22 protein-coding genes are annotated in these 22,756 nt (G+C 50.4%); all 22 read left to right on the forward strand.

All coding sequences use genetic code 11. The features are described 5' to 3' along the window. The first annotated feature begins 59 nt into the window (after positions 1 to 59). Complete coding sequence (locus HMPREF9161_RS01220; protein WP_009727850.1) at positions 60 to 746, forward strand: HAD family hydrolase; 687 nt, start codon at positions 60 to 62, stop codon at positions 744 to 746. Between the two features lie 6 nt (positions 747 to 752). Further along, positions 753 to 2,126 (forward strand): 23S rRNA (uracil(1939)-C(5))-methyltransferase RlmD, encoded by a 1,374-nt coding sequence (gene rlmD / locus HMPREF9161_RS01225; protein ID WP_009727851.1) that lies wholly within the window; start codon positions 753 to 755, stop codon positions 2,124 to 2,126. A gap of 478 nt (positions 2,127 to 2,604) precedes the next feature. Then, positions 2,605 to 3,744: a three-Cys-motif partner protein TcmP gene (tcmP, locus tag HMPREF9161_RS01230; protein WP_009727852.1), complete on the forward strand. Its 1,140-nt coding sequence runs from the start codon at positions 2,605 to 2,607 to the stop codon at positions 3,742 to 3,744. Further along, positions 3,737 to 4,537, forward strand: coding sequence for a radical SAM protein (locus HMPREF9161_RS01235; protein WP_009727853.1), 801 nt, complete (start codon positions 3,737 to 3,739; stop codon positions 4,535 to 4,537). The genes tcmP and HMPREF9161_RS01235 overlap by 8 nt, the downstream gene beginning before the upstream one ends. Positions 4,538 to 4,834: 297 nt before the next feature. After that, complete coding sequence (locus HMPREF9161_RS09635; RefSeq protein WP_009727855.1) at positions 4,835 to 5,356, forward strand: hypothetical protein; 522 nt, start codon at positions 4,835 to 4,837, stop codon at positions 5,354 to 5,356. Between the two features lie 542 nt (positions 5,357 to 5,898). Then, the gene (locus HMPREF9161_RS01245) at positions 5,899 to 7,005 is read left to right on the forward strand and encodes an ABC transporter ATP-binding protein (protein ID WP_009727856.1); all 1,107 of its coding nucleotides are present in this window, start codon (positions 5,899 to 5,901) and stop codon (positions 7,003 to 7,005) included. Continuing rightward, positions 6,998 to 8,653 (forward strand): iron ABC transporter permease, encoded by a 1,656-nt coding sequence (locus tag HMPREF9161_RS01250; RefSeq protein WP_009727857.1) that lies wholly within the window; start codon positions 6,998 to 7,000, stop codon positions 8,651 to 8,653. Before HMPREF9161_RS01245 ends, HMPREF9161_RS01250 begins: the two co-directional genes overlap by 8 nt. 69 nt (positions 8,654 to 8,722) lie before the next feature. Next, the gene (locus HMPREF9161_RS01255; RefSeq protein WP_009727858.1) at positions 8,723 to 9,760 is read left to right on the forward strand and encodes an ABC transporter substrate-binding protein; all 1,038 of its coding nucleotides are present in this window, start codon (positions 8,723 to 8,725) and stop codon (positions 9,758 to 9,760) included. A 107-nt stretch (positions 9,761 to 9,867) separates the two neighbouring features. Beyond that, complete coding sequence (locus HMPREF9161_RS01260; protein ID WP_009727859.1) at positions 9,868 to 11,529, forward strand: sensor histidine kinase; 1,662 nt, start codon at positions 9,868 to 9,870, stop codon at positions 11,527 to 11,529. A 24-nt stretch (positions 11,530 to 11,553) separates the two neighbouring features. Further along, a complete protein-coding gene (locus tag HMPREF9161_RS01265; RefSeq protein ID WP_009727860.1) occupies positions 11,554 to 12,339 on the forward strand; it encodes a response regulator in 786 nt (261 codons plus the stop codon). A gap of 24 nt (positions 12,340 to 12,363) precedes the next feature. Then, entirely contained in the window at positions 12,364 to 12,900 is a 537-nt protein-coding gene (locus HMPREF9161_RS01270) for a cysteine hydrolase family protein (RefSeq protein ID WP_009727861.1), read from the forward strand. A gap of 51 nt (positions 12,901 to 12,951) precedes the next feature. Further along, complete coding sequence (locus HMPREF9161_RS01275; protein WP_009727862.1) at positions 12,952 to 14,151, forward strand: HAD family hydrolase; 1,200 nt, start codon at positions 12,952 to 12,954, stop codon at positions 14,149 to 14,151. Beyond that, positions 14,141 to 15,049, forward strand: coding sequence for a ribosome biogenesis GTPase YlqF (gene ylqF / locus HMPREF9161_RS01280; RefSeq protein WP_009727863.1), 909 nt, complete (start codon positions 14,141 to 14,143; stop codon positions 15,047 to 15,049). Before HMPREF9161_RS01275 ends, ylqF begins: the two co-directional genes overlap by 11 nt. Positions 15,050 to 15,057: 8 nt before the next feature. Continuing rightward, on the forward strand, positions 15,058 to 15,816 hold the full coding sequence (locus HMPREF9161_RS01285) for a ribonuclease HII (RefSeq protein ID WP_304412054.1): 759 nt from the start codon (positions 15,058 to 15,060) through the stop codon (positions 15,814 to 15,816). Between the two features lie 25 nt (positions 15,817 to 15,841). Next, positions 15,842 to 17,857, forward strand: coding sequence for a hypothetical protein (locus HMPREF9161_RS01290; RefSeq protein WP_037348518.1), 2,016 nt, complete (start codon positions 15,842 to 15,844; stop codon positions 17,855 to 17,857). Between the two features lie 98 nt (positions 17,858 to 17,955). Then, positions 17,956 to 18,285: an EscU/YscU/HrcU family type III secretion system export apparatus switch protein gene (locus HMPREF9161_RS01295; protein WP_009727866.1), complete on the forward strand. Its 330-nt coding sequence runs from the start codon at positions 17,956 to 17,958 to the stop codon at positions 18,283 to 18,285. Continuing rightward, a complete protein-coding gene (locus HMPREF9161_RS01300; protein ID WP_009727867.1) occupies positions 18,282 to 18,641 on the forward strand; it encodes a YraN family protein in 360 nt (119 codons plus the stop codon). Before HMPREF9161_RS01295 ends, HMPREF9161_RS01300 begins: the two co-directional genes overlap by 4 nt. 115 nt (positions 18,642 to 18,756) lie before the next feature. Then, positions 18,757 to 20,286 (forward strand): YifB family Mg chelatase-like AAA ATPase, encoded by a 1,530-nt coding sequence (locus HMPREF9161_RS01305; protein WP_009727868.1) that lies wholly within the window; start codon positions 18,757 to 18,759, stop codon positions 20,284 to 20,286. Positions 20,287 to 20,296: 10 nt separating this feature from the next. After that, on the forward strand, positions 20,297 to 20,671 hold the full coding sequence (locus tag HMPREF9161_RS01310; RefSeq protein WP_009727869.1) for an ACT domain-containing protein: 375 nt from the start codon (positions 20,297 to 20,299) through the stop codon (positions 20,669 to 20,671). Beyond that, positions 20,664 to 20,993: a divalent cation tolerance protein CutA gene (gene cutA / locus HMPREF9161_RS01315; protein WP_037348519.1), complete on the forward strand. Its 330-nt coding sequence runs from the start codon at positions 20,664 to 20,666 to the stop codon at positions 20,991 to 20,993. The genes HMPREF9161_RS01310 and cutA overlap by 8 nt, the downstream gene beginning before the upstream one ends. Positions 20,994 to 21,090: 97 nt before the next feature. Then, positions 21,091 to 22,047 carry a hypothetical protein gene (locus HMPREF9161_RS01320; RefSeq protein ID WP_009727871.1) on the forward strand — a complete coding sequence of 319 codons (957 nt, stop codon included), beginning with the start codon at positions 21,091 to 21,093 and terminating at the stop codon, positions 22,045 to 22,047. Beyond that, entirely contained in the window at positions 22,040 to 22,729 is a 690-nt protein-coding gene (locus tag HMPREF9161_RS01325) for a glycosyltransferase family protein (protein ID WP_009727872.1), read from the forward strand. The genes HMPREF9161_RS01320 and HMPREF9161_RS01325 overlap by 8 nt, the downstream gene beginning before the upstream one ends. Positions 22,730 to 22,756 lie beyond the last annotated feature (27 nt).

Raw genomic sequence — 22,756 nt, forward strand, 5'->3', positions numbered from 1 at the left:
AAATCAGCCCTTTCCGTATGGGAAGGGCTGATTGAGCATGTGAAGGGATTGTGGCGCTCATGGAATACCAAGCAGCCGTATTTGATTTAGACGGGACACTGGTCGATTCGCTTGCAGATTTGGCCGACAGCGCCAACGCTATGCTTGCATCCTATGGGTTCCCGATGCACGATATGGATGCGTATCGTTATTTTGTCGGCAACGGCTCTCGGAAGCTGATTGGGCGCATATTGCCGTCCGAACGGTCGGCCGATGCGGCGTTTGTGAACGAGGCGCTGGCGCGGTACCAAGCCTGCTATGCAGAGCGCTTACTGGACAAAACAAAACCCTATGACGGCATTCCGGAGATGCTGGAGGAACTCCGGCGCCGGAACATTCCATTGGCGATTTGCACCAACAAGCATCAGAGCGCGGCGGATGCAATCGTGGAGAAACTGTTTCCACGGGCAATGTTTCAGGAAGTCATCGGTGATAAGGAGGGCCTCCCGCGTAAGCCCGACCCGCAAAAGGTGCTGCACATCGCCCGTCGGATGGGCGTATCGCCCGCCTGCGCCGCATATTTCGGCGACACCGCCGTCGATATGGATACCGCCCATAACGCGGGCGCGCTTGCGGTCGGTGTCCTATGGGGCTTTCGCCCGCGGGAGGAGCTGACGGCGCACGGCGCGCAGATTCTTTTGTCACATCCGAGGCAACTTTTTCAACAACTAGTATTTGCAGAACAACATACAAATGACGCACAGTGAGGAAGCATGAAGACGGACCTACCGGTACAACAGGGGAAAAATTACGAAATTCATATAGAACGCCTTGGAACTTCCGGCGAGGGTGTCGGCAGGTATGAGAATTTCACCGTATTTGTGCCGAATGCGCTGGCGGGCGAATGTGTTTCTGCGCGCATCGAAGAAGTAAAAAAGACCTATGCGCGCGGGCGTATGACGAAGATTCATACACAGAGCGCCGACCGCGTACAGCCGCGCTGCGAGATATATATCGACTGCGGCGGCTGTCAGCTCCAGCACCTTTCCTATGAGGCACAGCTCGCGGCAAAACGCCGGCAGGTCGTCGACGCCATGACGCATATCGGAAAACTGCCGCATGTGCCTGTCAGGGAAACCTTGGGCGCCGTGTCTCCGTGGAACTACCGCAACAAAATGCAGTTCCCCGTCGGCATTCATCAGGGGCGTATTGTTGTCGGATGTTTTGCGCAGGGGAGCCATCGGATTATCGACACCGACGACTGCCATATCCAGCGGGAAGGCAATAATGAACTCGCAAATGCCGTGCGCGACATCGTTGCGCAGCTGCGTATTCCCATTTACAACGAGGACACGCATCGCGGCGTTTTGCGGCATATCGTGGGGCGCGTAGGCAAAGACGACGAACTCATGGCGGTCATCGTGACCACTGTAAAGGAGCTGCCGCGCAGAAAAGAATTCATCCGGATGCTGCGTGCCCGTCTGCCGCGCCTTGTGAGCATCCAGCAGAATATCCAAACCTACCGCAACAACGTCATTATGGGGCGAGATACCGTGCTGCTATGGGGGAAACCGACCATCCGAGATACCCTCGGAAAACTCAGCTTTCACATCTCACCGCGCTCCTTCTTCCAAGTCAATACCGCACAGGCGGAGGTCCTCTATGAGCAGGCTCTGCAATACGCCGACCTCCACGGGACGGAGACCGCTATCGACGCCTACTGCGGCACGGGGACGATTACGCTCTTTCTCGCACAAAAGGCGCGGAAAGTCTACGGCATCGAAATCGTCCGTCCCGCCATCCTCGACGCGCAGAAAAATGCGCGTGACAACGGCATCAAAAATGCCGAATTCATCGTCGGCGATGCAACCAAGGTTATGCCTTCTCTCTATAAACAAGGCGTCCGCCCCGACGTCGTTGTCGTCGACCCGCCGCGTGCGGGCTGCACGCCGACCGTCCTCAAAACCTTCGCCGACATGAAACCCCGCCGTATCGTCTACGTCTCATGCAATCCCGCGACCCTCGCGCGCGACCTTGCCATCATGAAAGACCTCGGCTATGCCGCGCAGGAGATACAACCCGTCGATTTATTTCCGCAGACTTCGCATGTGGAGACGGTAGCATTGATAACAAGGGCAAATTGGTGAGTGGATAGGCGTTTATTGACATCAAGGGATTCTGATAAAAGAATGTATTTTGTGGCGTACATTGGAATCCTTTTTGTGCATTTTGGCATTCATAGTAACAACTCAAGGCGAGACTATAGGATAGATATTTGCGTGTTGTGACTATAGCGTGGATGGCAGGAAAGTTCAGGGAGAGATCTAGGATAGGTTGGACAGCATGTGCCTCGCGTGTAAAAGAAAATGCCCGCAGGTGGGGGGCTATTGAAAATTGACAAAATGGGCAAAGTGTATGAAAATATACGAAGAGAGCGAATGGCAAGAATCCATGAAAATGCTTTCGGACGTACTCATTGTCCGATATTCCAGCAGAACTACCTGAATCGGGCACTAGACCTTGGTGCCATGAAAAAACTAGTAACACTATTATAAAATCTCATGGCAAAGTAAAGGGATTATAGCTGTAAAAAAAATGAACTTCAATGTGGAGTGAGGCGTGAACGTGGAACGCAGAAATAATAATGCAGTAATAAGCACAGTAAGTCCTCATACAATAAAGAAATTTGAGCTAGTAGAAGCATATATAAAATCATGGGCACAAAAATTGATAAATTTTCGTGATTGCAATAGATTGGCATTTATTGACTGTATGTGCAATAGTGGAATTTACCGTGACGATGATAGAAAAGAAGTTAAAGGAACTCCTTTACGTGTGGCAAAAATTCTTTCGGAGGTTGCCCACGATCATCTAGATAAGCAACTATATCTTTACCTGAATGATAAATCACAAAGGAAAATTAACGAACTTAGAAAGCATCTTCCTCAGGAGGAGGAGAATTTTCACATTATAACGAGTGCTGTGGATAGGGACGATTTTTTGTATGAAGTGGGGGATCAATTATGCGATTGTCAGGATCTGCATTTCTTCTTATTTTATGATCCTTATGATGCAAATATTAACTGGGATCCTCTGGTTCCTTTTTTTAGGGGATGGGGGGAAGTTTTGATTAATCACATGGTTTCAGATACAATACGAGGTGTTCCACAAGTAAAACAAGAATCGGCAAAGGAGAAGTATGAGAGCACCTATCTTACCGCCATTGGAAATTTACTTTCTTGTGGAACGGATAAGGCAGCATATGAACACATTGTTGAGGAAATTATACGGAAACTAAATGGTAAAGGTAAATATTTCGTAGGGGCATTTCCGTTTTACAATTCGAAGAATACACAGATGTATAGCTTGGTTCATTGTACTAATAATATTGTAGGATTCAAATTATATAAGGAGACTGCGTGGAAAATATTCGGGGGAAAATCCTCTACTCAAAATACGCACGAAAATCCTGATCAGACAGTACTTTTTGACGATGTTGGATATGATACTAAAAACTGCTTTTATGTATCGGACATTGCCAAGTATCTACAGAAAAATTATGAAGGTAAGTCGGATGTGCTGCTTAGCAAGTTGTGGAAATCCTTGGATTATCATCCTGTTTTCCCTTCGGACGGATATCGGGAAGAGATAAAGAAATACCTGAAAAGTGTGTACGGAGCGCAATTTTGTAAAAAAGTGAATCCGCTGACCGGCAAGAAAGAAACGGTAGTATCTTTTAGGAAAGGAAACTTATGTAATGAATAAAGTGGATGGCTATATACAAAGGACATCCATGCTTTATAAGACCGGTGTTGAGTATGGCGACTATACCATGAATTTTGTACAAGGTTGTTCTCATGGATGTAAATACCCGTGTTATGCCTTTTTACAAAAAAAACGTTTTGGGCAGATAAAAGACTATGAGGATTGGTGCAAACCGAGGATTGTCTCTAATACGCTTGCTTTGTTGGATAAAGAGATTCCGAGACTAAAGGATAAAATCCTATTCGTTCAACTATGCTTTACGACAGATCCATTTATGTATGGATATCAAGAAATCGAAGATATGGCAATGGCATCGATCAAAAAACTGAATGATGCCAGAATAAAATGTACGGTACTGACGAAGGGAATCCTCCCCTTTTCGTTGACTGAATTTTCCATGGAGAACGAATATGGCATCACACTTGTTTCGTTGGATGAGAACTATCGGTGTCAGATGGAGCCGGGAGCGGCGCCCTATCAGGAACGCCTAGATGCGCTCAGAGCGCTGCACGATGCCGGATGCAGGACGTGGGTGAGTATTGAACCGTATCCGACACCGAATATCATCCGGCAAGACATAACGAATATTCTTGAGGCGGTTAGCTTTACGGATCGGGTGATCTTCGGAAGGACAAACTATAGTAAGGCGGTTTCCGCATATCGGGAACACCGCAGTTTTTATAATACATGTGCCAAAGAAGTTATTCGGTTCTGTAAGGATCGCGATATCGCATATCATATAAAATCCGGTACAATCACCGAGGAATCTGATACCGAATGTGCAGAGGAGTGACGAGATGGCGGCGATTAACGATTTGATTGCGCAGGTAGAGGATGAGGTGCTGCGGGAGCCTCTGCGCGAAGAGGTTGATCAGCTTATTTACCATTGTTGTAAAGGGCTACAAGAGACTTTTTAAAATCAGCATCATAGTGTGGCGAAGCTGACATTAAGATACCTCTTTTTACTGTCTGATTTCATTATGCTACTAAGATTTGTTTCGTGTCTATACATTAAAATAAAGTTGGCTATAAAATAAGCATGATGATTCAATGTAAATTCAAATTTGGGTAGAAACGAGGAATATTAACGATGATAGAATTCGGCAGCAAAAATGAAGAAGTAGGACGTTCTGCACCTTTCCTCATATCTACTGAAGAAGGAGAGGAAAACGAAATTAAATTTGTTGTAGCCTTAGCTGCGGAAGGTGAGAAAGGGACAAATATTGATGATATGGGTATTCCTAAACTTGGCGCACTACTAAAAGATAGTGTACCGTTATATCCGAGTGAGAAAGTCGTCTACGAAATACTATTTGATGAATATCTCATTCACCAGACAAGAAATGAGTCTTTGACTCGTTGGGATGACTATGAAATCAGACAAGGTAAGTATTTCATCCTGTTTGAAAAGTCAAGATTTCTTGATTATATGGATATTGTTGTAGAAAGAGTAATAGCAAAAGCATACTGGAAAAAAGGCTGGAAGCACTATGGCATATATTGTCAGAATCATATTATAGATATTATTTCTCCATCTATACCTGCAATTAGAAAAGTTCATCTCACTGCTGATAGAGTATGCAAGAATGTTAAGGGGAGTGCAGAAGATTAGAACCCGCCTAGAGATATTACTTAAAAATGTTGCGTAGACTAAAAAATGAGATTAAGAAATGGTTCAAGAGAAAATATATCTGTGTAGCACGTTCTTCAAAACTATATGCTAAAACGTTTCTTGGAGCGTGTTTCCATTTCGGAATACAAGAATAACTTTGTTTTCAAGGTGAATATATCTATGATAGTTTTTAAGTATTTTATCTCGGTATGAGTTTTTTTAATCACACTTGTCATATTTGTGTATTTATAGTATTAATGGAGACTAGAAGTAATTCCTTTGATGTGCTAACAGAAACGAATGAGAAAATAGAAGAGCGATTGTTTAACTGACTATCTAAAGTTACTACCTAAGCAATATATAGTTCAGAAATCCAGATACTTTTACAGGATTAAGGATTGTTCTGCTATATTTAATTCTGTAAAATATAAGAAGTCGGAAACTTCATAAAAGATGGTGGATTCTTTTATGACAATATTCGTCGTGATTCATGGAAGATTCTTGGCGATATGCGGGGAATTCGATAAAAGGCGGGATAGCAAGTGAGTGTGGCGATACAGATTAAAGATGTAGTGAAGCGCTATGGGGAGCTGACGATTATTCCAGGGCTCTCGCAGGAGATTAAAAACGGCGAGTTTTTTACACTCCTTGGTCCTTCGGGCTGCGGGAAGACGACGCTCCTGCGGATGATCGCGGGATTCAACTCGATTGAGGGCGGCGCGATCCGGTTCAACGGCGAGACGATTAACGATTTGCCGGCACATAAGCGAAATATCGGTATGGTTTTCCAAAGCTACGCGATTTTCCCGCATCTGACGGTACGCGAGAATGTCGAGTATGGTTTAAAACTCCGAAAAACTCCGAAAGATGAGATGAAGCGTCTCGTAGATGATATCCTTGACGCGGTGAAGATTACGGAGTATCAAGATCGACTCCCGGAGCGCCTGTCCGGCGGACAGCAGCAGCGCGTGGCGTTAGCGCGCGCGATTGTCATTCACCCGAGCGTACTCCTCATGGATGAGCCGCTTTCGAACCTTGATGCGAAGCTGCGTGTGGAGATGCGTGCCGCGATTCGGGAGGTGCAGCAGAAAGTCGGCATCACAACGATTTATGTGACGCATGATCAGGAGGAAGCGCTTTCAATTTCGGATCGCATCGCCGTTATGGAGAAAGGCGTAATCCAGCAGACGGCAAAGCCCGAGACGCTCTATGCACGCCCCTATAACGCCTTTGTCTCGACGTTCATCGGACATTCGAATCTGTTTCGCGCGCGTGTTGACGGAGGGAAAAATATCATCCTTTCGGATGGGTATAATTTCCAAGTAGACGGTATTGAAGGTGCGGCGGACGGGCAGGAGGTTGTTCTCTCAGTTCGTCCGGAAGAGTTCTCTCTGCAGGAGGACGGCATGGAGTGCCGCATCACAGGAAAGGTATTCCTAGGAAAGTATGTAAACTATTGGCTGGAATTCCCTGAGGATATGATTTGTATGGGACAGCCGTCGATTGAATTCTCGCAGGACGTGGGGCATGCGGAGCGGATTCTCGAGGTAGGCGAAACAATTCGCCTGCGTCCGAATGCGGCGAAGGTCAACGTGTTTACTGCGGACGGCAGCCGCAACCTCTTGAAGGATGTGGTTCGCTATGAATAAACGGAAAATAAGGTTGGACTTTTGGACCGGCGTTACGATCCTATCGATTGCGGTATTTTCACTCTTTCTCATCTATCCGCTGTTTTCGCTGTTCACATCCGCCTTTCAGAACGCGGAGACCGGCGCTTTTTCACTCGAGCATTTCGTGCATTTTTTCCAGCGAAAATATTATTATCAGTCGATGATCAATAGTTTTTCCGTAACGCTTTGCGTGACGGTACTCGCGATCCTTATCGGAACGACGCTGGCTTACTTCATGACGAAATACAAAATTCGAGGAAAAAACGTCGTGGAGATCTGCATCATCATCTCGCTCCTCTCGCCGCCGTTCATCGGTGCGTACTCGTGGATTCTGATCGGCGGGCGCAGCGGCATGCTGACGCAATGGCTGTATGATACGTTCGGTTATGAGTTTCCGTCGATCTACGGCTTTGCAGGAATCCTGCTCGTGTTGACGCTGAAGCTCTATCCGTTTATCTATCTCTATGCGGCGGGAGCAATGAAAAATATCGATTCCGCGCTTATCGAGGCTGCGGAAAGTCTCGGATGCAGCGGTATCCGCAAAGTATTTACGGTCATTGTGCCGCTCATCACGCCGACGATTCTCGCAGGGGCGCTCATGGTGTTCATGAACGCAATGGCAGACTTTGGTACGCCGATGCTGATCGGCGAGGGATTCAACGTCATGCCGGTCATGATCTACTCTGAGTTTATCAACGAGGTGGGAGACCAGGCAAACTTTGCCGCAGCGATGGCGGCGATCATGGTCGTCATTACGTCGACGATATTCCTGCTGCAAAAGTTTGTCGTCAATCGTAAATCCTTTACGATGAGCTCGCTGCGGCCGATGCAGTCTGAGAGAATGACAGGTGTCGGCAATATCGTCATGCACGCTGTGATCTATTTCTTGGTTGCACTTTCTATGATACCACAGCTTGTCGTTGTCTATACATCGTTTCTTAATACGAGAGGAGCGGTCTTTGTCGAAGGCTACTCGCTGGATAGTTATCGGACGATTTTCGAGACACTCGGCACAGCGATTACAAACACCTATCTTTACAGTACGTCGGCAATCCTTTTGATCGTATTCCTTGGCGCAACGGTGGCTTACCTCACGACACGCCGACGAAGCGCGCTGACCGAGTTCATCGACGTGCTGACTATGTTCCCGTATATCATCCCCGGTTCTGTTCTCGGTATTACGCTGCTGCTCGCGTTCAACGATGAGCCGATTCTGCTTTCGGGCACGGCGTTTATCATCATCATTTCGCTGGTTATCCGGCGTCTGCCGTATACGCTGCGCTCGAGTTCGGCGATCCTCTATCAGATCAGTCCGAGTATCGAAGAGGCATCAATCAGTCTCGGTGCGTCGCCGCTTAAGACGTTCTTCAAAGTGACGGCGGTCATGATGCTCCCCGGGGTCATGAGCGGAGCGATTCTCTCATGGATCACGGCGATCAACGAGTTGAGTTCCTCCGTTATCCTGTTTACAGGCGCAACGAAAACAATGTCCGTAGCGATTTATACCGAAGTCATTCGCGCCAGTTACGGTACGGCTGCCGCATTATCTACGATCCTCACGCTGACGACGGTCGCGGCGATGGTTGTTTTCTTCCGTGTCTCCGGCAGCAAGGATGTCACATTATAAGGTGCCTTTGATAAACTTGCGGTTCTTTTGGAACGATTTTGTTCCGAAAAATATAAAGGAGGTATTTCAATGAAGTTTAAGAAACTGCTCGCTGCACTGGCGGCAGGCGTCTTCCTCGGCGGCGTGCTCGCAGGTTGCGGCGGAGGGGGACAGAAAGAGGAGAAGGCTGCGTCCGACGACAAGACGTTGGTCGTCTACTGCCCGCATCCGCTTGCGTTCATCAATCCTCTCGTTCAGGAGTTTGAGAAACAGAGCGGCATCCATGTCGAGGTCATCGCCGCCGGTACCGGCGAGCTCCTCAAGCGCGTCGAATCTGAGAAGGCCAATCCGCTCGGCGATATTTTCTGGGGCGGTTCACTCAACACAATGAAGCCGAAGGCAGATTTGTTCGAGAACTACACGTCCGCAAACGAGGATCATATCCAGCCAGCATTTAAGAACGTCGAAGGCTCGATGACGCGGTTCACCGATATCCCGAGCGTGATTATGGTCAACACAAACCTCATCGGCGATATCAAGGTCAACGGCTATGAGGATCTTCTTAATCCGGCGCTCAAGGGCAAGATCGCAATGAGCGATCCCTCGAAGTCTTCCTCGTCCTACGAGCATCTTGTCAATATGCTCTACGCGATGGGCAAGGGCGATCCGGATAAGGGCTGGGATTATGTCGAGAAGTTCTGCCGCAATCTTGACGGCAAGCTCCTCTCCGGTTCCTCCGCCGTCTACAAAGGCGTTGCAGACGGCGAGTATGCGGTCGGCTGTACGTTCGAAGAAGGCGGCGCGAAGTATGTTGCCGACGGTGCGCCCGTGAAACTCGTTTACATGGAGGAGGGCGTTATCTCAAAGCCGGACGGCATCTATATCATCAAAAATGCAAAGCACATGGAGAACGCAAAGAAGTTCATCGACTTCATCACAAGCAAAGAGGCGCAGAGCATCATCGCATCGCAGCTGCACCGCCGCTCCGTGCGTGACGATGTGGATCCGCCCGTAGGGCTCATACCGAAGGATCAGATCAACATCATCAACGATGATGAGGGAACGGTCGAGAAGAACAAGAAGGCGTGGCTCGACAAGTTTAAGGATATCTTTACAAGCGTCCAGTAAAAGCATGACGGAAGGCAATCGGAGAAATTCTCTCCCCGATTGCCTTCTTTTTTGTTATAATAAAGACGTATTTTTGTGTTTTCAGAATGATGACGGAAGGTGAAAGCGTGCGGCGGAGACTGGAAGACGAGGTGCGTGAGGCGCTGATACGCTATGCCTTCGTACCGGTCGCAGTCGTCGCATTTTTGTGCGTCGCATGGGGGATATTTAACTGGGAGTGGAGCGTTGTTCGGCGGAACGGAGAGATTCGTGACCTCACGGCGCAGATCTTCACCGAGACTGTTGAGGACTACAGCGAGCGCGTGAGTGAGATCACACGGCTTTCGATTGCGGATGTGAACGGCACAGGGGAGGCGCGGCAGGATTTTTTTACATCATTTTATGCGGCGGTGAATCGGCGTTCCGATCATCCGTATTTTTATTTGTTGAATGCAGACGGAGATACGATCTTTACCAACGATAAGGAGTATCCCGCATATTTTCATAACGCATGGGGCATACTCGAACGCATGCGTACAAATAAAACGCCCGTCGTCGAGTTCGTACGCAGCGGAGAAAAGAACTGGCAGCTCGTCGTTGGGCATCCATTTTCCGGCAAGGAAGGGGCTGTCGGATATGCGGCCTTCGTACTGCCGCGAGAAGCATTTATGTCGGCGGATCTAACCTCCGATACGCATTGGGCAATCGCAGATGCATACGGTTATGTACCGTTCTCGACCCTGCCGCAGCTCCGCTCCGAGGAATTTGACAAGATGAGTCCGTCCCTGCGCAATGCGGACGGCATCGTAGATATCAAGGGGAGCCTTTTCTATGCATCGCATCGGGATATACTAGACGGCAGTTTTCGTGTATATGCCTTTACACCGATTGAGCATGTGCTGTGGCAATATACGGTGGGGGCATCGGTGCTTCTCGGTGTGTTTGTTGTCATGGTACCGGCGGTTCTCATACGCGTGCGCAATGAAACGAAAGGGAAAATGAAGGCGGCCGAGGAAATCATGAGAGCATTTCATGAGGTGCGGCGCGGACGTCTGAACCATCGCTTAGAGATTCATACGGGGAATGAATTCGAAGAAATTGCGGCGTCATACAACAGAACAGTGGACGGCATTAAGCGGTTGATTCGCCTCAGCGAGGAACAGACGCGTGCGAAGGTTGTCTCAGAGCTGCGTCAGCTCGAGTCGCAGTTTAATCCCCATTTTCTCTTTAATACGCTGGAAAATATCAGATACATGATTCGTTTAGAGCCGGCAGCAGCTGTTGAGATGATTATGGACCTCTCGGCACTCCTGCGTTACAGTATCGAACGAGAGACGAATGTGCCGCTTGCAGAGGATCTGGAGCATCTTGCAAGCTACCTTCGGATTCAGCGCCGCCGCTTTGGAACACAGCTTTCCTATAATGAGGAGATTGCCGCGGGAGCGCTGCCCTGCCGTGTGCCGAAACTTATCCTGCAGCCTGTCGTAGAAAATGCTATCAAGTACGGTGCAGACGACAAGGGGCACATACGTATTCACGTGCGTGCCGTCAAAGAAGACGACCTACTTGTCATCACGGTTACAGATGAAGGGAATGGAATTGCGCCGGAAAAATTAGAACGCCTGCAGAAGATGCTCCGAAGTGGAGAGAATACGTCTATCCATACGGGCGTGCACAATGTTCATCGGAGAATCCAGCTCCTTTATGGGGCGCAATACGGACTTCGCATGACATGTGGGAAAGACGGCGGAACCTGTGTGGAGATGCGTTGTCCGGCGCGCGTCTCATAGAGGCCGCAGATAAGGAGAGAGCATATGCGCAAACTCTTGATTGTCGAAGATGAGGAAATGATCCGACGCGGGCTCGTCAATACGATTGACTGGGGCAGTATGGGATGCAGTATTGTCGGCGATGCCGCAGACGGCAACGAAGGCCTGAAGATGATTCGGAACCTACATCCCGATATTATTCTGACCGATATCAAGATGCCCCGCATGGATGGGCTTGCGATGGCACGGCAGGCGCGGGACGAGGGCTTAAACGCAGCGCTTATATTCCTTACGAGTTACAGTGATTTTACATATGCCCGCGAGGCGATTCGTCTCGATGCCGCGGACTATCTGTTAAAGCCCGTAGACGAGTATGAACTCAGGGCGCTGATCGAAAAACTTGTAGAGAAAGAGCCGGATGAGGAAAAATGTGCCTCGCATCTTCCCGTCAATCCTTTGCCGTGGCAACAGTGGCTCACGGATGAAACGCTCAATCCCTATGTGCGTCAGACTATGCGTCGCATACAACAATCCTATGCAGCGCGCATCAGCATCGAGCGTCTTGCCGATGAGTTCGGCGTCAGCGCGAGTTATCTGAGCCGTAAATTTAAAGAAGCCGCGCGGCAGACCTTCGGCGAAATCCTCACGCGCCAACGTCTCTATATGGCGGCGCGTCAACTTTCGACGGGAATCTATCGTGTGTACGAAGTCGCCGAACAGAACGGATTCGGCGATTATAAAAACTTCTGTACCGTGTTCAAGAAATATGCGGGAGAATCTCCGACGGAGTTTATGAGACATCGGAGAGGAAACGCGGTGCGGGACGAATAGAGAATTTATTAAGGAGCGGTTCGCATGGAACACAAATATTTGATTGTAATCGATATGCAGAACGATTTTGTTACGGGCGCTTTGGGAACGGCTGAAGCGCGCACGATAGTGCCGCGTGTCGTACGAAAAGCAAAGGGATTTCAAGGGACGGTAATCTTAACGCAGGATACGCATGGAAATGATTATCTTACAACGCAGGAAGGCCGTATTCTTCCCATTCCGCATTGTATTCGGGGCACCGAGGGCTGGCGGCTTGTTCCTGAACTTGACAGACTGAAGAAGGAGCTTGGACTGACCGTTTATGAGAAGTCCACGTTTGGAAGTATTCGACTTGCCAAAGCTCTATATGAAAAAAATAAGAAGCGCCGCATCGACTTCATTGAACTAGTTGGCCTTTGCACCGATATTTGCGTTGTCAGTAACGCGATCCTTTTCAAAGCGTTTCTGCCGGAGACACATATCGTCGTAGACGCTTCTTGTTGTGCAGGCGTCACTCCCGAGACACACGCGGCGGCTCTTACAACCTTGAGGAATTGTCAAGTGGAGATAAAGGATGTTTAGACCTTTCATTATCTTAGAAATAATGTAAATTTCAACAAAAGGAGCAGCAGCATGTCAGATAAAGAATATGATAGAAAATATAAAGAAGAACAGCCGGTTGTAGCGATTTGCTATGATTTTGATAAGACGTTGTCTCCTGATAATATGCAGGAGCAAGGATATATTCAATCGCTTGATTATGATGATATCCGGAAATTTTGGGAAAAGTCCAACTCCCTTGCTGAAGATAATGAAATGGATCAAAATTTATCTTATATGTATTTGATGAAGAAAGAAGCGGAAGGAAAAGTACTATTTACCAAAAAGAAGCTCAAAGAATGCGGCGCCGGGGTTCAGTTATTCCCCGGGGTGGAGGAATGGTTCGAACGTATTCGTTCATATGGAAGAAAAAAAGGGGTTATCGTTGAGCATTATATTATCTCTTCCGGTCTTAAGGAGATAATTGAAGGAACTTCAGTAGCAAAGGCAGGCGCCTTTGAAAAAATATATGCCAGTTCTTTTTACTATAATGAAAATGATGTCGCGATATGGCCGGCTCAGATCGTAAATTATACCGGTAAAACGCAGTTTTTATTCAGAATAGAAAAGGGCGTCTTGGATATTAATGATCCGGCAGTTAACGAGCATTTCTCGCCGGAAGAAATAAGAGTGCCGTTTCGTAATATGATCTATATCGGAGACAGCGATACGGATATCCCGTGTATGAAACTAGTTAACTCATACGGTGGATATTCTATCGGCGTTTATGATTCAAATACTATGGATAAGAAGAAAGTATATAAAATGATGCGCGACGGGAGAGTGAGATATTTTGTTCCCGCCGACTATTCGGAGGAGACGGAATTAGATATCCTTGTCAAATCAATTATTGACCGAACAGCGGCAAACGAGAAGTTGGAAACGCTTCATTGCAAATATAAAAACGAGTTTGTCATGGCGGATAGAGAATACAATGAAGAAGAACGTGAGAAAACGGACTTGATTATTTCATTAGAAAACAGCAATAGCTTTAAGGATACGCATTCTAAGATTGCCGCCTTGCAGAAAATTGATCATTGGACATCTGATGAAAAAGAAATGCTCCTTAATATTGCGCTTCATAATAATCAGGTTTATTACATTTTAGGCGATTCAGACGTAATGTTTTTTTACCAAAAAATATTAAAAGGAATGAAGACGCCGACTGCCCAAGAAGTAAGGAAAAATTTAAAAAAGGCGGGCAAGGAAAAGGATCTAACAAATGGAAATTAACGACGCCATCGACATGCCGCGCCTGCAATGGTACCCAGGGCATATGCGAAAAGCGGAGCGGCTTGTTAAAGAAAATCTAAAGCTCGTGGATATGGTGGTGGAGCTGCTCGATGCGCGCATTCCGATGAGTTCGGCGAATCCTGTGCTGCGCGAGATCGTTGCGGGCAGGCCGCGACTTGTCGTGCTGAACAAATCCGACCTTGCGGAGCCTACGGCGACGCGCGCATGGGTGCAGTATTTTGCATCGCAGGATATTGTCGCCGTGCCCGTTGACGCGGTGAAGGGCCGCGGGATAAAAGAACTGGTACAGGAAATACAGCGCCTTGCGGTGCCGCGGACGGAAAAGTTGGCGAAGCACGGAGCGAAACCGCGTGCCGCGCGATGCATGATCCTCGGTATCCCGAATGTGGGGAAATCCTCGCTTATCAACCGACTGTCCGGCGGTGCGCGGACGAAGGTGGAAAATCGTCCCGGCGTAACGCGAGCGAAGCAATGGATCCGCATCGGGGCTCAGCTCGAACTGCTCGATATGCCCGGGATTCTTTGGCCGAAGTTTGAAGACGCACAAGCAGCGCTCCGCCTCGCGTTCACAGGGGCAATCAGCGATACGGTCTACGATGTGGGCGGCGTTGTCCTGCAGCTCCTCCGTGCGTTGCGTACGGACTATCCGGCGGCGCTGTGTCAGCGCTATGAACTTAGCGATGCGATACCCGATGGGATAGAACTGCTTGAGGAGATTGGAAGGCGGCGCGGCTGTCTTGTCCGCGGCGGCAGGATTGATTATGAAAAAGCGGAGCAGATGATTCTCACAGATTTTCGCAGCGGGCGGCTTGGCCGAGTGACGCTTGACCCTCTGCCTGAGGCGGATACCGATGACACGAACGTCGGCATGCGGTGAAGGAATTGATGAAATTGACGATAAAAGAAATAGAGAACGTATTTTTATACGGTACGGTGACGGAAGAGTTTCTTGTGCTGTGCCGTGCCGATATGCGGAAGTCTGTACAGACACTCTTGCGCCGTTATGAACGTGCATACCGCGAACATGAGCGCCTTGCGGCCATGTATACCTATGAGCGTGCGGCGGCAGAACGCGGAAATGTGCTCGTTGCCGGCGTGGATGAAGCGGGGCGCGGACCTCTTGCGGGGCCGGTGGCGGTCGCTGCAGTAATTCTCCCGCAGGAACTTTATTTGTCTCGTCTGAATGATTCGAAGAAATTGAGCGCAAAAGTGCGTGAAGACCTTTTTGTGGAGATTACGGATCAAGCGATTGCTTATCATGTGACGCTCGTCGACGCCGCGGAGATTGACCGTATCAACATCTTACAGGCGACGCTGCGCGGGATGTACGAGGCGGTCGCGGCACTTACACCTGTGCCGGAGGAAGTCCTGATAGACGCCGTGGAGCTGCCGCGGCTCTCCATTCCGTCGCAGGCGATTATCAAAGGCGACGCGAAGTCCGCGTCTATTGCCGCGGCATCGATTCTCGCGAAGGTCACGCGCGACCGATTGATGGAGCAATACGATGTGGAATATCCGGGGTATGGATTTGCGCGGCATAAGGGGTACGGGACGGCGGAACATATCGCGGCGATCAGAAAACGCGGCGTGTGTCCGATCCATCGCCGTACGTTTGAACCGATACGATCCATCATCATGCAATAGATAAACTAGGAAGGTCGTGTGCGATATGCCGATGGAAGCAAATGCCGCAGCGGTATCGACTGTGATGCCGCCCGCTCCCTCCCATATTTCGGAGGGGCGTCCGACGGAGGGCGTACAGGAGCGCAGCGGCGGGGATTCTTCGGCAGCGTTTAGTCAGCGGACGAATGTTTCGATTGAGACGGCGATTGACCACATGGCAGACGTCCTTTCAAAGATTAACGGACGGCAGCAGTCAAGCGTCGAGCAAATGCCGCAGGAACTCAAGGAAGTTATCCAAAACATCATCAAACAGTCTTTTTCGCTTGAGACGACATTGGCACAGGGGCTTGGCAGTACCGCCGCCAGTCAGCGCTTTTCGATCGACCAGTTGACGACACTTGCGCGGATGCTCAATCAGCTCGGAACCCTCTCCGATGCGGGCGCTGCGCCGAAGATAAGCGATGATATCGCGGCTATTCTTACGAGTCTAAAGTCCGACATTGCCGCGGAAACGGGCGGTGCATTTGAACCGATCATGCTCACGAAGGCTGCATTTCAGCTCCTCGATACCGGGAATCCGGAGTTTCTGCCGAAAGAGCTGCAGACATTTCTCGCGCAGCTCGGCGCGCAGACACAACGACCCAATATGCCCGCAGCGGGTGAATCCGCCTCGCTCAGATTCCTTAATCAATTGGTTCAATTGTTGATGCCGCGTGCAAATTCAGAGGGAGCAGCCGCGTTACCGCAGCGTGCCGGGCAACAGGCGGGAGAGCCGTCGGTACAGGCGCAGCAGACCGCTGCGCAGACTACTGACATAAAAACATCGAGTACGCAGCAATCCGGCCAACCGGCAACCTCTACCGGAACGCCCGCACAGATAGGCGCTGAGAGTACGGCGCCCACTGCAAAAGGCATACCTTCCCCGACTGCGGACGGCCAGCAGGAAGCAGTATCACAAACGAACAATCCTGCGGGAGGGAATCCTGTACAAGCAAAGGTTATGCCCCAGCAAGGAAATGCCCCGTCTGCATTGCGGCGGATGCCCTCAGAGGTGACGACAGGACAGAGCGCTACGCTTGCCAAAGGGACACCGGAGTTTCAGACCCAAACGACGCAGGGGAATGAGCAGGGAGTACGACAGCCGCCGCAGGAGCAGGCGAGCGCATTCCGTCAGCAAGCGGATCCGGAGACGAACACCGGTGCGCGGCAAGAATTTGCAGCGAATGCACAGGAGTATACAGCTGGACAGGCGGATACAGTTCGCGGACAGAATCCAACGACATCAGTCCTCCGGCAGGGAACGGCAGAATTTTTTTCACAAACGATGGAGAATACGCCGCAAATGATGCAGACCATACGTTCCGCGGCACAGGCGCTCCTGTATACAAGCGAAAATCTCTCGCAGCGGGAGGTTATGCTTCTGCAGAACTTTGTAAACGGTCGGAATCGAACCCTGAGCGAGGGCGACGTCAAACAGCTGCAGCAGCTCATAGAACTCACCCAGCAGAATGTCCCGGGAACCGTTCGCCAGGCGGCGATAGAGCAGCGGATGCCGGACTTACCGCGCCTATGGGCATTCATGCAGATGGCCGATATTGTCGCGACACGGAAGATGACCGCAGAGCAGTACAAGCGTGCGGGCAGGAACGTCGCAGCGCTCGCGCTATCGATGCGCGGCGCGCTCGAAGGGGAGAATGCAGCGCCGCAGCCCGGGCAGCGTTCCATGAATTTCATCATGCCGCTCTTTATGGGAGAGGCTGAATATCCCGCCTATATACACGTCTATGACGAGACGCATGCGGATGAGGAGAGCGGTCAGGTCCAAAAGGAAACGTGGCTGCGCATCTGTGTTCTCACCGATCATATCGGTACGGTGGAGCTCATCAACCGCATCTATGAGGAAAATCACGTCGATATGCGTCTCTATTTCTCCGATCCGGACGCCGCGTGGGAGTTCCGCAGTCATTTGGATGAGATACGAGATTCGGCGAATGATACGCCAATCGTCATTGAGGGCATCCAAATCGGAGCGATTGGAGAGCGACGTTTTTTTACGAACTAAAGCATTCAGATTTTGACTCCAGCAATCGCTTGGCGAAAAGAGAACGCAGCGTGCATATAATAATCGCGTATGACGAGAGCCACAAGGATGGGTGAGATATGCCGGAAAATTGGATCACGGACGCTCCGCCCGCGGAAGATATGCCGGAGGAGCCGGAGCAGAAAGCGGTTGCAGTTCGCTATGATGTAACGAAGGACCGTGCTCCCCGAATTACGGCAAAAGGGAGATCGCTTGTTGCCGACCGTATTCTCGCCGAGGCGAAGAAAAACGGCATTCCCGTCTATCAGAACAAATCCCTCGTCAATATGCTGATGGCTCTTGAGATTGACCGTGAAATTCCGCCGGAACTCTATCGAACGATTGCCGAGGTATTGGCTCATGTCTATCGCATTGATCGACATATGGGCGACAGGAGATCGTCAACGTGAGCAATCAGGTTCTCGGCGCACAGGGAGAGAATTGCGCAGCATCTTATTTGAAGGCACATGGCTGTACGATATTGGAGCGGAACTATCGAACGCAAACCGGTGAAATTGATATTATTGCGGATGATCATGGAACGCTGGTATTCGTCGAGGTGAAGACCAGAACCGGAACGGCTTACGGGACACCCGCACAGGCTGTCAACTTTAGAAAAAGGAATAAAATTATTCAAACGGCATACCGGTATCTAGGCCAGAAACAAATTGACAATCGTCCCTGCCGTTTTGACGTAATCGAGGTGTATGCGATGAACGGGAGTGATTGGCCGGTGCGTCACATAAAAGGGGCTTTTGAACTGTAATTGAGATAACGGGCATCTGAGAAAATCGGATGTCCGTTATTTTATGGAGGAAAACGAAGATTTATGCTATACTGAAAACCAGAATACATAGAGAGATAAAAAGGGAGCGAATACATTGTTTGCAAAGACCTATGGGGCGACGACGCTTGGCATCGACGGACAGATTATCGATGTGGAGGTTGACGCTGCTTTTGGTCTGCCGGGATTTGAGCTCGTGGGGCTGCCCGATACGTCAGTGAAGGAATCGAAGGAGCGCGTGCGCACTGCCATTCGCAATTCCGGCTTTCAGCTGCGGCAGGAACGCGTGACAGTAAATCTTGCCCCTGCCGATGTGCGCAAGGACAGCCCGGGACTTGATCTGCCGATGGCGGTCGGGCTGCTTGTTGCCTATGGGCTCATACCTGCAGAGTCGGTGGAGCACGCGCTCTTTTCCGCCGAGCTTTCGCTCGATGGGAACTGCCGCCCCGTGAGCGGCGTTCTGCCGATGGCGATTACGGCACGGGAGCGAGGGCTGACGGACTTCTATGTCGCTGGCAAGAATGTGGACGAGGCGCTCCTCATCGACGGGCTCCGCGTCTATGCAGTGGAGAATCTCGCGCAGCTCATCCGACATCTCACAGGGGAAGAGACACTGACGCCGGCGGTTCCGACACAAACGAATCGGTCGGAAGACCCCATCTTTGCGGACGACTTCGCCGATGTGCAGGGACAGTATCAGGCAAAGCGTGCTTTGGAGATTGCCGCGGCAGGCGGTCATAACGTCCTCATGGTCGGCGTGCCGGGCTCGGGCAAGACGATGCTCGCGCGGCGCATGAGTTCGATTCTGCCGGAGATGACGAAGGAAGAGGCCATCGAGGTCACGAAAATCTACAGTATCTCGGGACTGCTCGGCAAGGAGGCGGGACTTGTTACACATCGTCCGTTCCGCAGTCCGCATCATACCTCGTCGATGGTCGCGATGATCGGCGGCGGGAGCGTGCCGCGCCCCGGCGAGGTGACGCTTGCGCATCACGGCGTCCTGTTCCTCGACGAGCTGCCCGAGTTCAGCAAGAAGACGCTCGAGGTACTGAGGGAACCGATTGAGGACAGAACCATCACCGTGGCGCGTGCGAACGCGACGCTTTCGTTCCCGTCCAGTATCATTCTTATTGTGGCGATGAATCCATGCCCGTGCGGGTATTACGGGGATAAGAATCACGGCTGCGAATGCAGCCCGGGAGAGATTAAACGGTACACGAGAAAAATTTCCGGGCCGCTGCTCGATCGCATCGACATTCATATTCGGGTGTCGCGCGTGGATTACAGCGATCTGCACGCGACGCAGCGTGCGGAGTCCTCGGCAGCGATCCGTGCGCGGGTCGTCGCGGCGCGTGAGATTGAGCGGGCACGACTGCGTGAGCACGATCTCTTTTGTAATGCGCAAATGAATCACAGCATGATCAAAAAATACTGCCGCTTGCAACCGGATGCGGAAGAGCTTCTCGAAGCCGCTTTTCACAGGATCAACCTATCTGCGCGCTCGCACGACCGCATTATCAAGGTGGCACGAACGATTGCCGACCTCGCGGGCGTACAGGAGATCGCGGCGCCGCATATTGCGGAGGCGATCCAGCTGCGCAGCGACGTCGGGCTGAATATCGAGTGAAGAGGGATATATGACGTTAGAACTGCTGCAACCGGAGTTGTCTGTCTGCAAGGTATCGGACACGGCAGGTATTGATCTCACACAGGATCTGTATTTCATCGGGAAAACGGATGAAGAGCTGTCGCTCGTCTGCCGGACAGAGTATGTTCCGCCCGTCACGGAAGCGCGGGAGGACGGCTGGCGCGCATTTCGCATCGCGGGGACACTTGATTTTTCGCTTGTCGGTGTTCTCGCGCCGCTTGCAGGGCTTTTGGCGGAGCGGCGCATCAGTATTTTTGCCGTCTCGACATATAACACGGACTATATACTTGTGCGCTCCGCAGAGGTGGAAACGGCGGTTGCGGCACTTGGAGAAGGCGGATATGAGGTCGTACGCGATGGATGAGCAGAAATGGCTTAAATTGGAAATCTTCATTCCGGAGACTCATCTCGGCGATTTGCGGCAGGCATTGCAGTCAGTTGATGCCGGACATATGGGGAATTACGACTCTTGCTTCGCATACAGCCGCGTTACGGGCACATGGCGTCCGCTTGAAGGAGCCGATCCCTATGAAGGCATAGTAGGCGAAGTCTGTGAGGCGCCGGAACTGAAGGTTGAACTATGCGTTAAAGCTGCACGTCTGGATGAGACGATTGCCGCCATTCGTACCGTACATCCCTATGAGACCCCGGCGATCTATGCGGTACCGATTGTCGGAGGAGTATGAATGCTACGACGGACGGATATACAACTTCTTTTCGGAGTATGTTATAATGGTGCGGTATTGTAAAGGTTTAATATCGTAGCAGAGGGGGGACACCTACGTGGCAGAGAAGATTCGTCCGGAGCTCCTCTCGTTTCTAACTCCCGACGCCGCTTCTCTTCGGATTCTCGTTGTAGAGAGTCTCGTCTATCTGCCGCGGCTTCGGACGATGTTTCCGCATGCGGAACTATATGCTGTGACCGCTGCGTTGGAGCAGAACGGCGCCGATTTTCCGGCGGGCATTCACTGGCAGTTCCTCGACTATCTTGCTGTTCCGTTGCCCTATACGCGCGGATTTTTCGACTATATCGTCTCCGATCTCACGTTGGAGTATGCCGATAATCCGCAGGACATCGCGGCGGGATTTTCGACTTTTCTAAAGGAAACGGGATCGCTGCTTACCAGTTTTCGTAACATTCGGCATTGGTCGATCCTACAGAACCTCATGCAGGGACATTATTACGGCGTCGTCTCGCGTTTGTATGCCCGACCTGAATTTGAGAATCTCCTCTATGCTTCGTTCTATAAGGCTGTTCGCGTAATAGCACAGTATCGCGAAGCGCCGGACGGGATGATTGAGAGACTCATGGCAGCAGGATTCGAGAATGAACGGAACGATCTCGAAACGGAGTTTTATCTCGTTCGCGCCGACCGCTCCATGCCGGAGTTGTCTTTGCTCAAGTCCATGTATACGGCGAAAGACCGTGGAGATATGGCGCGGATCATTCATCGGATTGAATACGACATAGAGCCGGAGGAATCCGTTCGATCGTTGTGGGAGCTTGCGGATCGTTTGGGCATCTTTCCGGACTATCTTGCATCGTTCATTCGGGAAACGGTTGTGCATACAGATAATTTTTACCGGTGCTTGATGAGATATTCCTCCGTGCGGCAGGATTTCATCGTCCGGATGCTCGAGATCGGCTCAGGAGAGAGTTTTGATCCTGCCGCGCGTAGAATTTATGCGGTGCTTCGCATAGAATCGGAAAACGGAAGTGAAGAGAAGGAACATGATTGATTCGGACTGCAGTAAAGTTGCCTTTATTTCCTGTGTCAATGACGAAGATATATACAACGAGTGTCTATTGTATTTAAGATCGCTGCATATTCCGGAAGGAATGTCGGTCGAGTATATTCCTGTGCGCGGGGCATCTTCGATGTGTGCGGGCTATAACGAAGGAGCGCGGCAGACGAATGCGCGCTACAAGGTCTATCTGCACCAGGATGTGCTCGTCGTTAATAAAGAGTTCATTCGGGATCTGATTTCCATCTTTCGGGACGAAGAAATCGGCCTGGTAGGTATGATCGGCTGCCGTAGTCTGCCGCGCTCCGGGGTTTGGTGGGACGGTCTGCGCACCTATGGCAGGGTACTGCATCACTGCGAATCCGAGAGTGTGGTGGACTCGCATTGTATGGAACCAGACGGCCCTTATATCGAGGTGGAAGCGGTTGACGGCCTGCTCATTGCAGCGCAGTATGATATACGATGGCGTGACGATCTATTTACAGGATGGCATCTCTATGACACATCCATGTGTATGGAGATGCAGCGTCATGAATTCAAGGTCGTTGTGCCGAATCAGGAAGACGATTTTTGGTGCATTCATTGTCCGCGTGAGAAACCGCTTGCGCCGGAATATAAGCGGTACCAAAAGATTTTTCTTAGAGAATACGGATCTGAACTGAATCCCGAAGTATAGAGAGACTAGAGGGAAAGGAGGGCTTCC

This window comes from Selenomonas sp. F0473 (assembly GCF_000315545.1).
Lineage (GTDB): Bacteria > Bacillota > Negativicutes > Selenomonadales > Selenomonadaceae > Centipeda.

Coding starts and splice junctions, on each gene's coding strand:
- HMPREF9161_RS01220 (WP_009727850.1), top strand. CDS start 60: ATGGAATACCAAGCAGCCGTATTTGATTTAGACGGGACACTGGTCGAT.
- rlmD (WP_009727851.1), top strand. CDS start 753: ATGAAGACGGACCTACCGGTACAACAGGGGAAAAATTACGAAATTCAT.
- HMPREF9161_RS01235 (WP_009727853.1), top strand. CDS start 3,737: ATGAATAAAGTGGATGGCTATATACAAAGGACATCCATGCTTTATAAG.
- HMPREF9161_RS09635 (WP_009727855.1), top strand. CDS start 4,835: ATGATAGAATTCGGCAGCAAAAATGAAGAAGTAGGACGTTCTGCACCT.
- HMPREF9161_RS01250 (WP_009727857.1), top strand. CDS start 6,998: ATGAATAAACGGAAAATAAGGTTGGACTTTTGGACCGGCGTTACGATC.
- HMPREF9161_RS01255 (WP_009727858.1), top strand. CDS start 8,723: ATGAAGTTTAAGAAACTGCTCGCTGCACTGGCGGCAGGCGTCTTCCTC.
- HMPREF9161_RS01265 (WP_009727860.1), top strand. CDS start 11,554: ATGCGCAAACTCTTGATTGTCGAAGATGAGGAAATGATCCGACGCGGG.
- HMPREF9161_RS01270 (WP_009727861.1), top strand. CDS start 12,364: ATGGAACACAAATATTTGATTGTAATCGATATGCAGAACGATTTTGTT.
- HMPREF9161_RS01275 (WP_009727862.1), top strand. CDS start 12,952: ATGTCAGATAAAGAATATGATAGAAAATATAAAGAAGAACAGCCGGTT.
- ylqF (WP_009727863.1), top strand. CDS start 14,141: ATGGAAATTAACGACGCCATCGACATGCCGCGCCTGCAATGGTACCCA.
- HMPREF9161_RS01285 (WP_304412054.1), top strand. CDS start 15,058: ATGAAATTGACGATAAAAGAAATAGAGAACGTATTTTTATACGGTACG.
- HMPREF9161_RS01290 (WP_037348518.1), top strand. CDS start 15,842: ATGCCGATGGAAGCAAATGCCGCAGCGGTATCGACTGTGATGCCGCCC.
- HMPREF9161_RS01295 (WP_009727866.1), top strand. CDS start 17,956: ATGCCGGAAAATTGGATCACGGACGCTCCGCCCGCGGAAGATATGCCG.
- HMPREF9161_RS01310 (WP_009727869.1), top strand. CDS start 20,297: ATGACGTTAGAACTGCTGCAACCGGAGTTGTCTGTCTGCAAGGTATCG.
- cutA (WP_037348519.1), top strand. CDS start 20,664: ATGGATGAGCAGAAATGGCTTAAATTGGAAATCTTCATTCCGGAGACT.
- HMPREF9161_RS01325 (WP_009727872.1), top strand. CDS start 22,040: ATGATTGATTCGGACTGCAGTAAAGTTGCCTTTATTTCCTGTGTCAAT.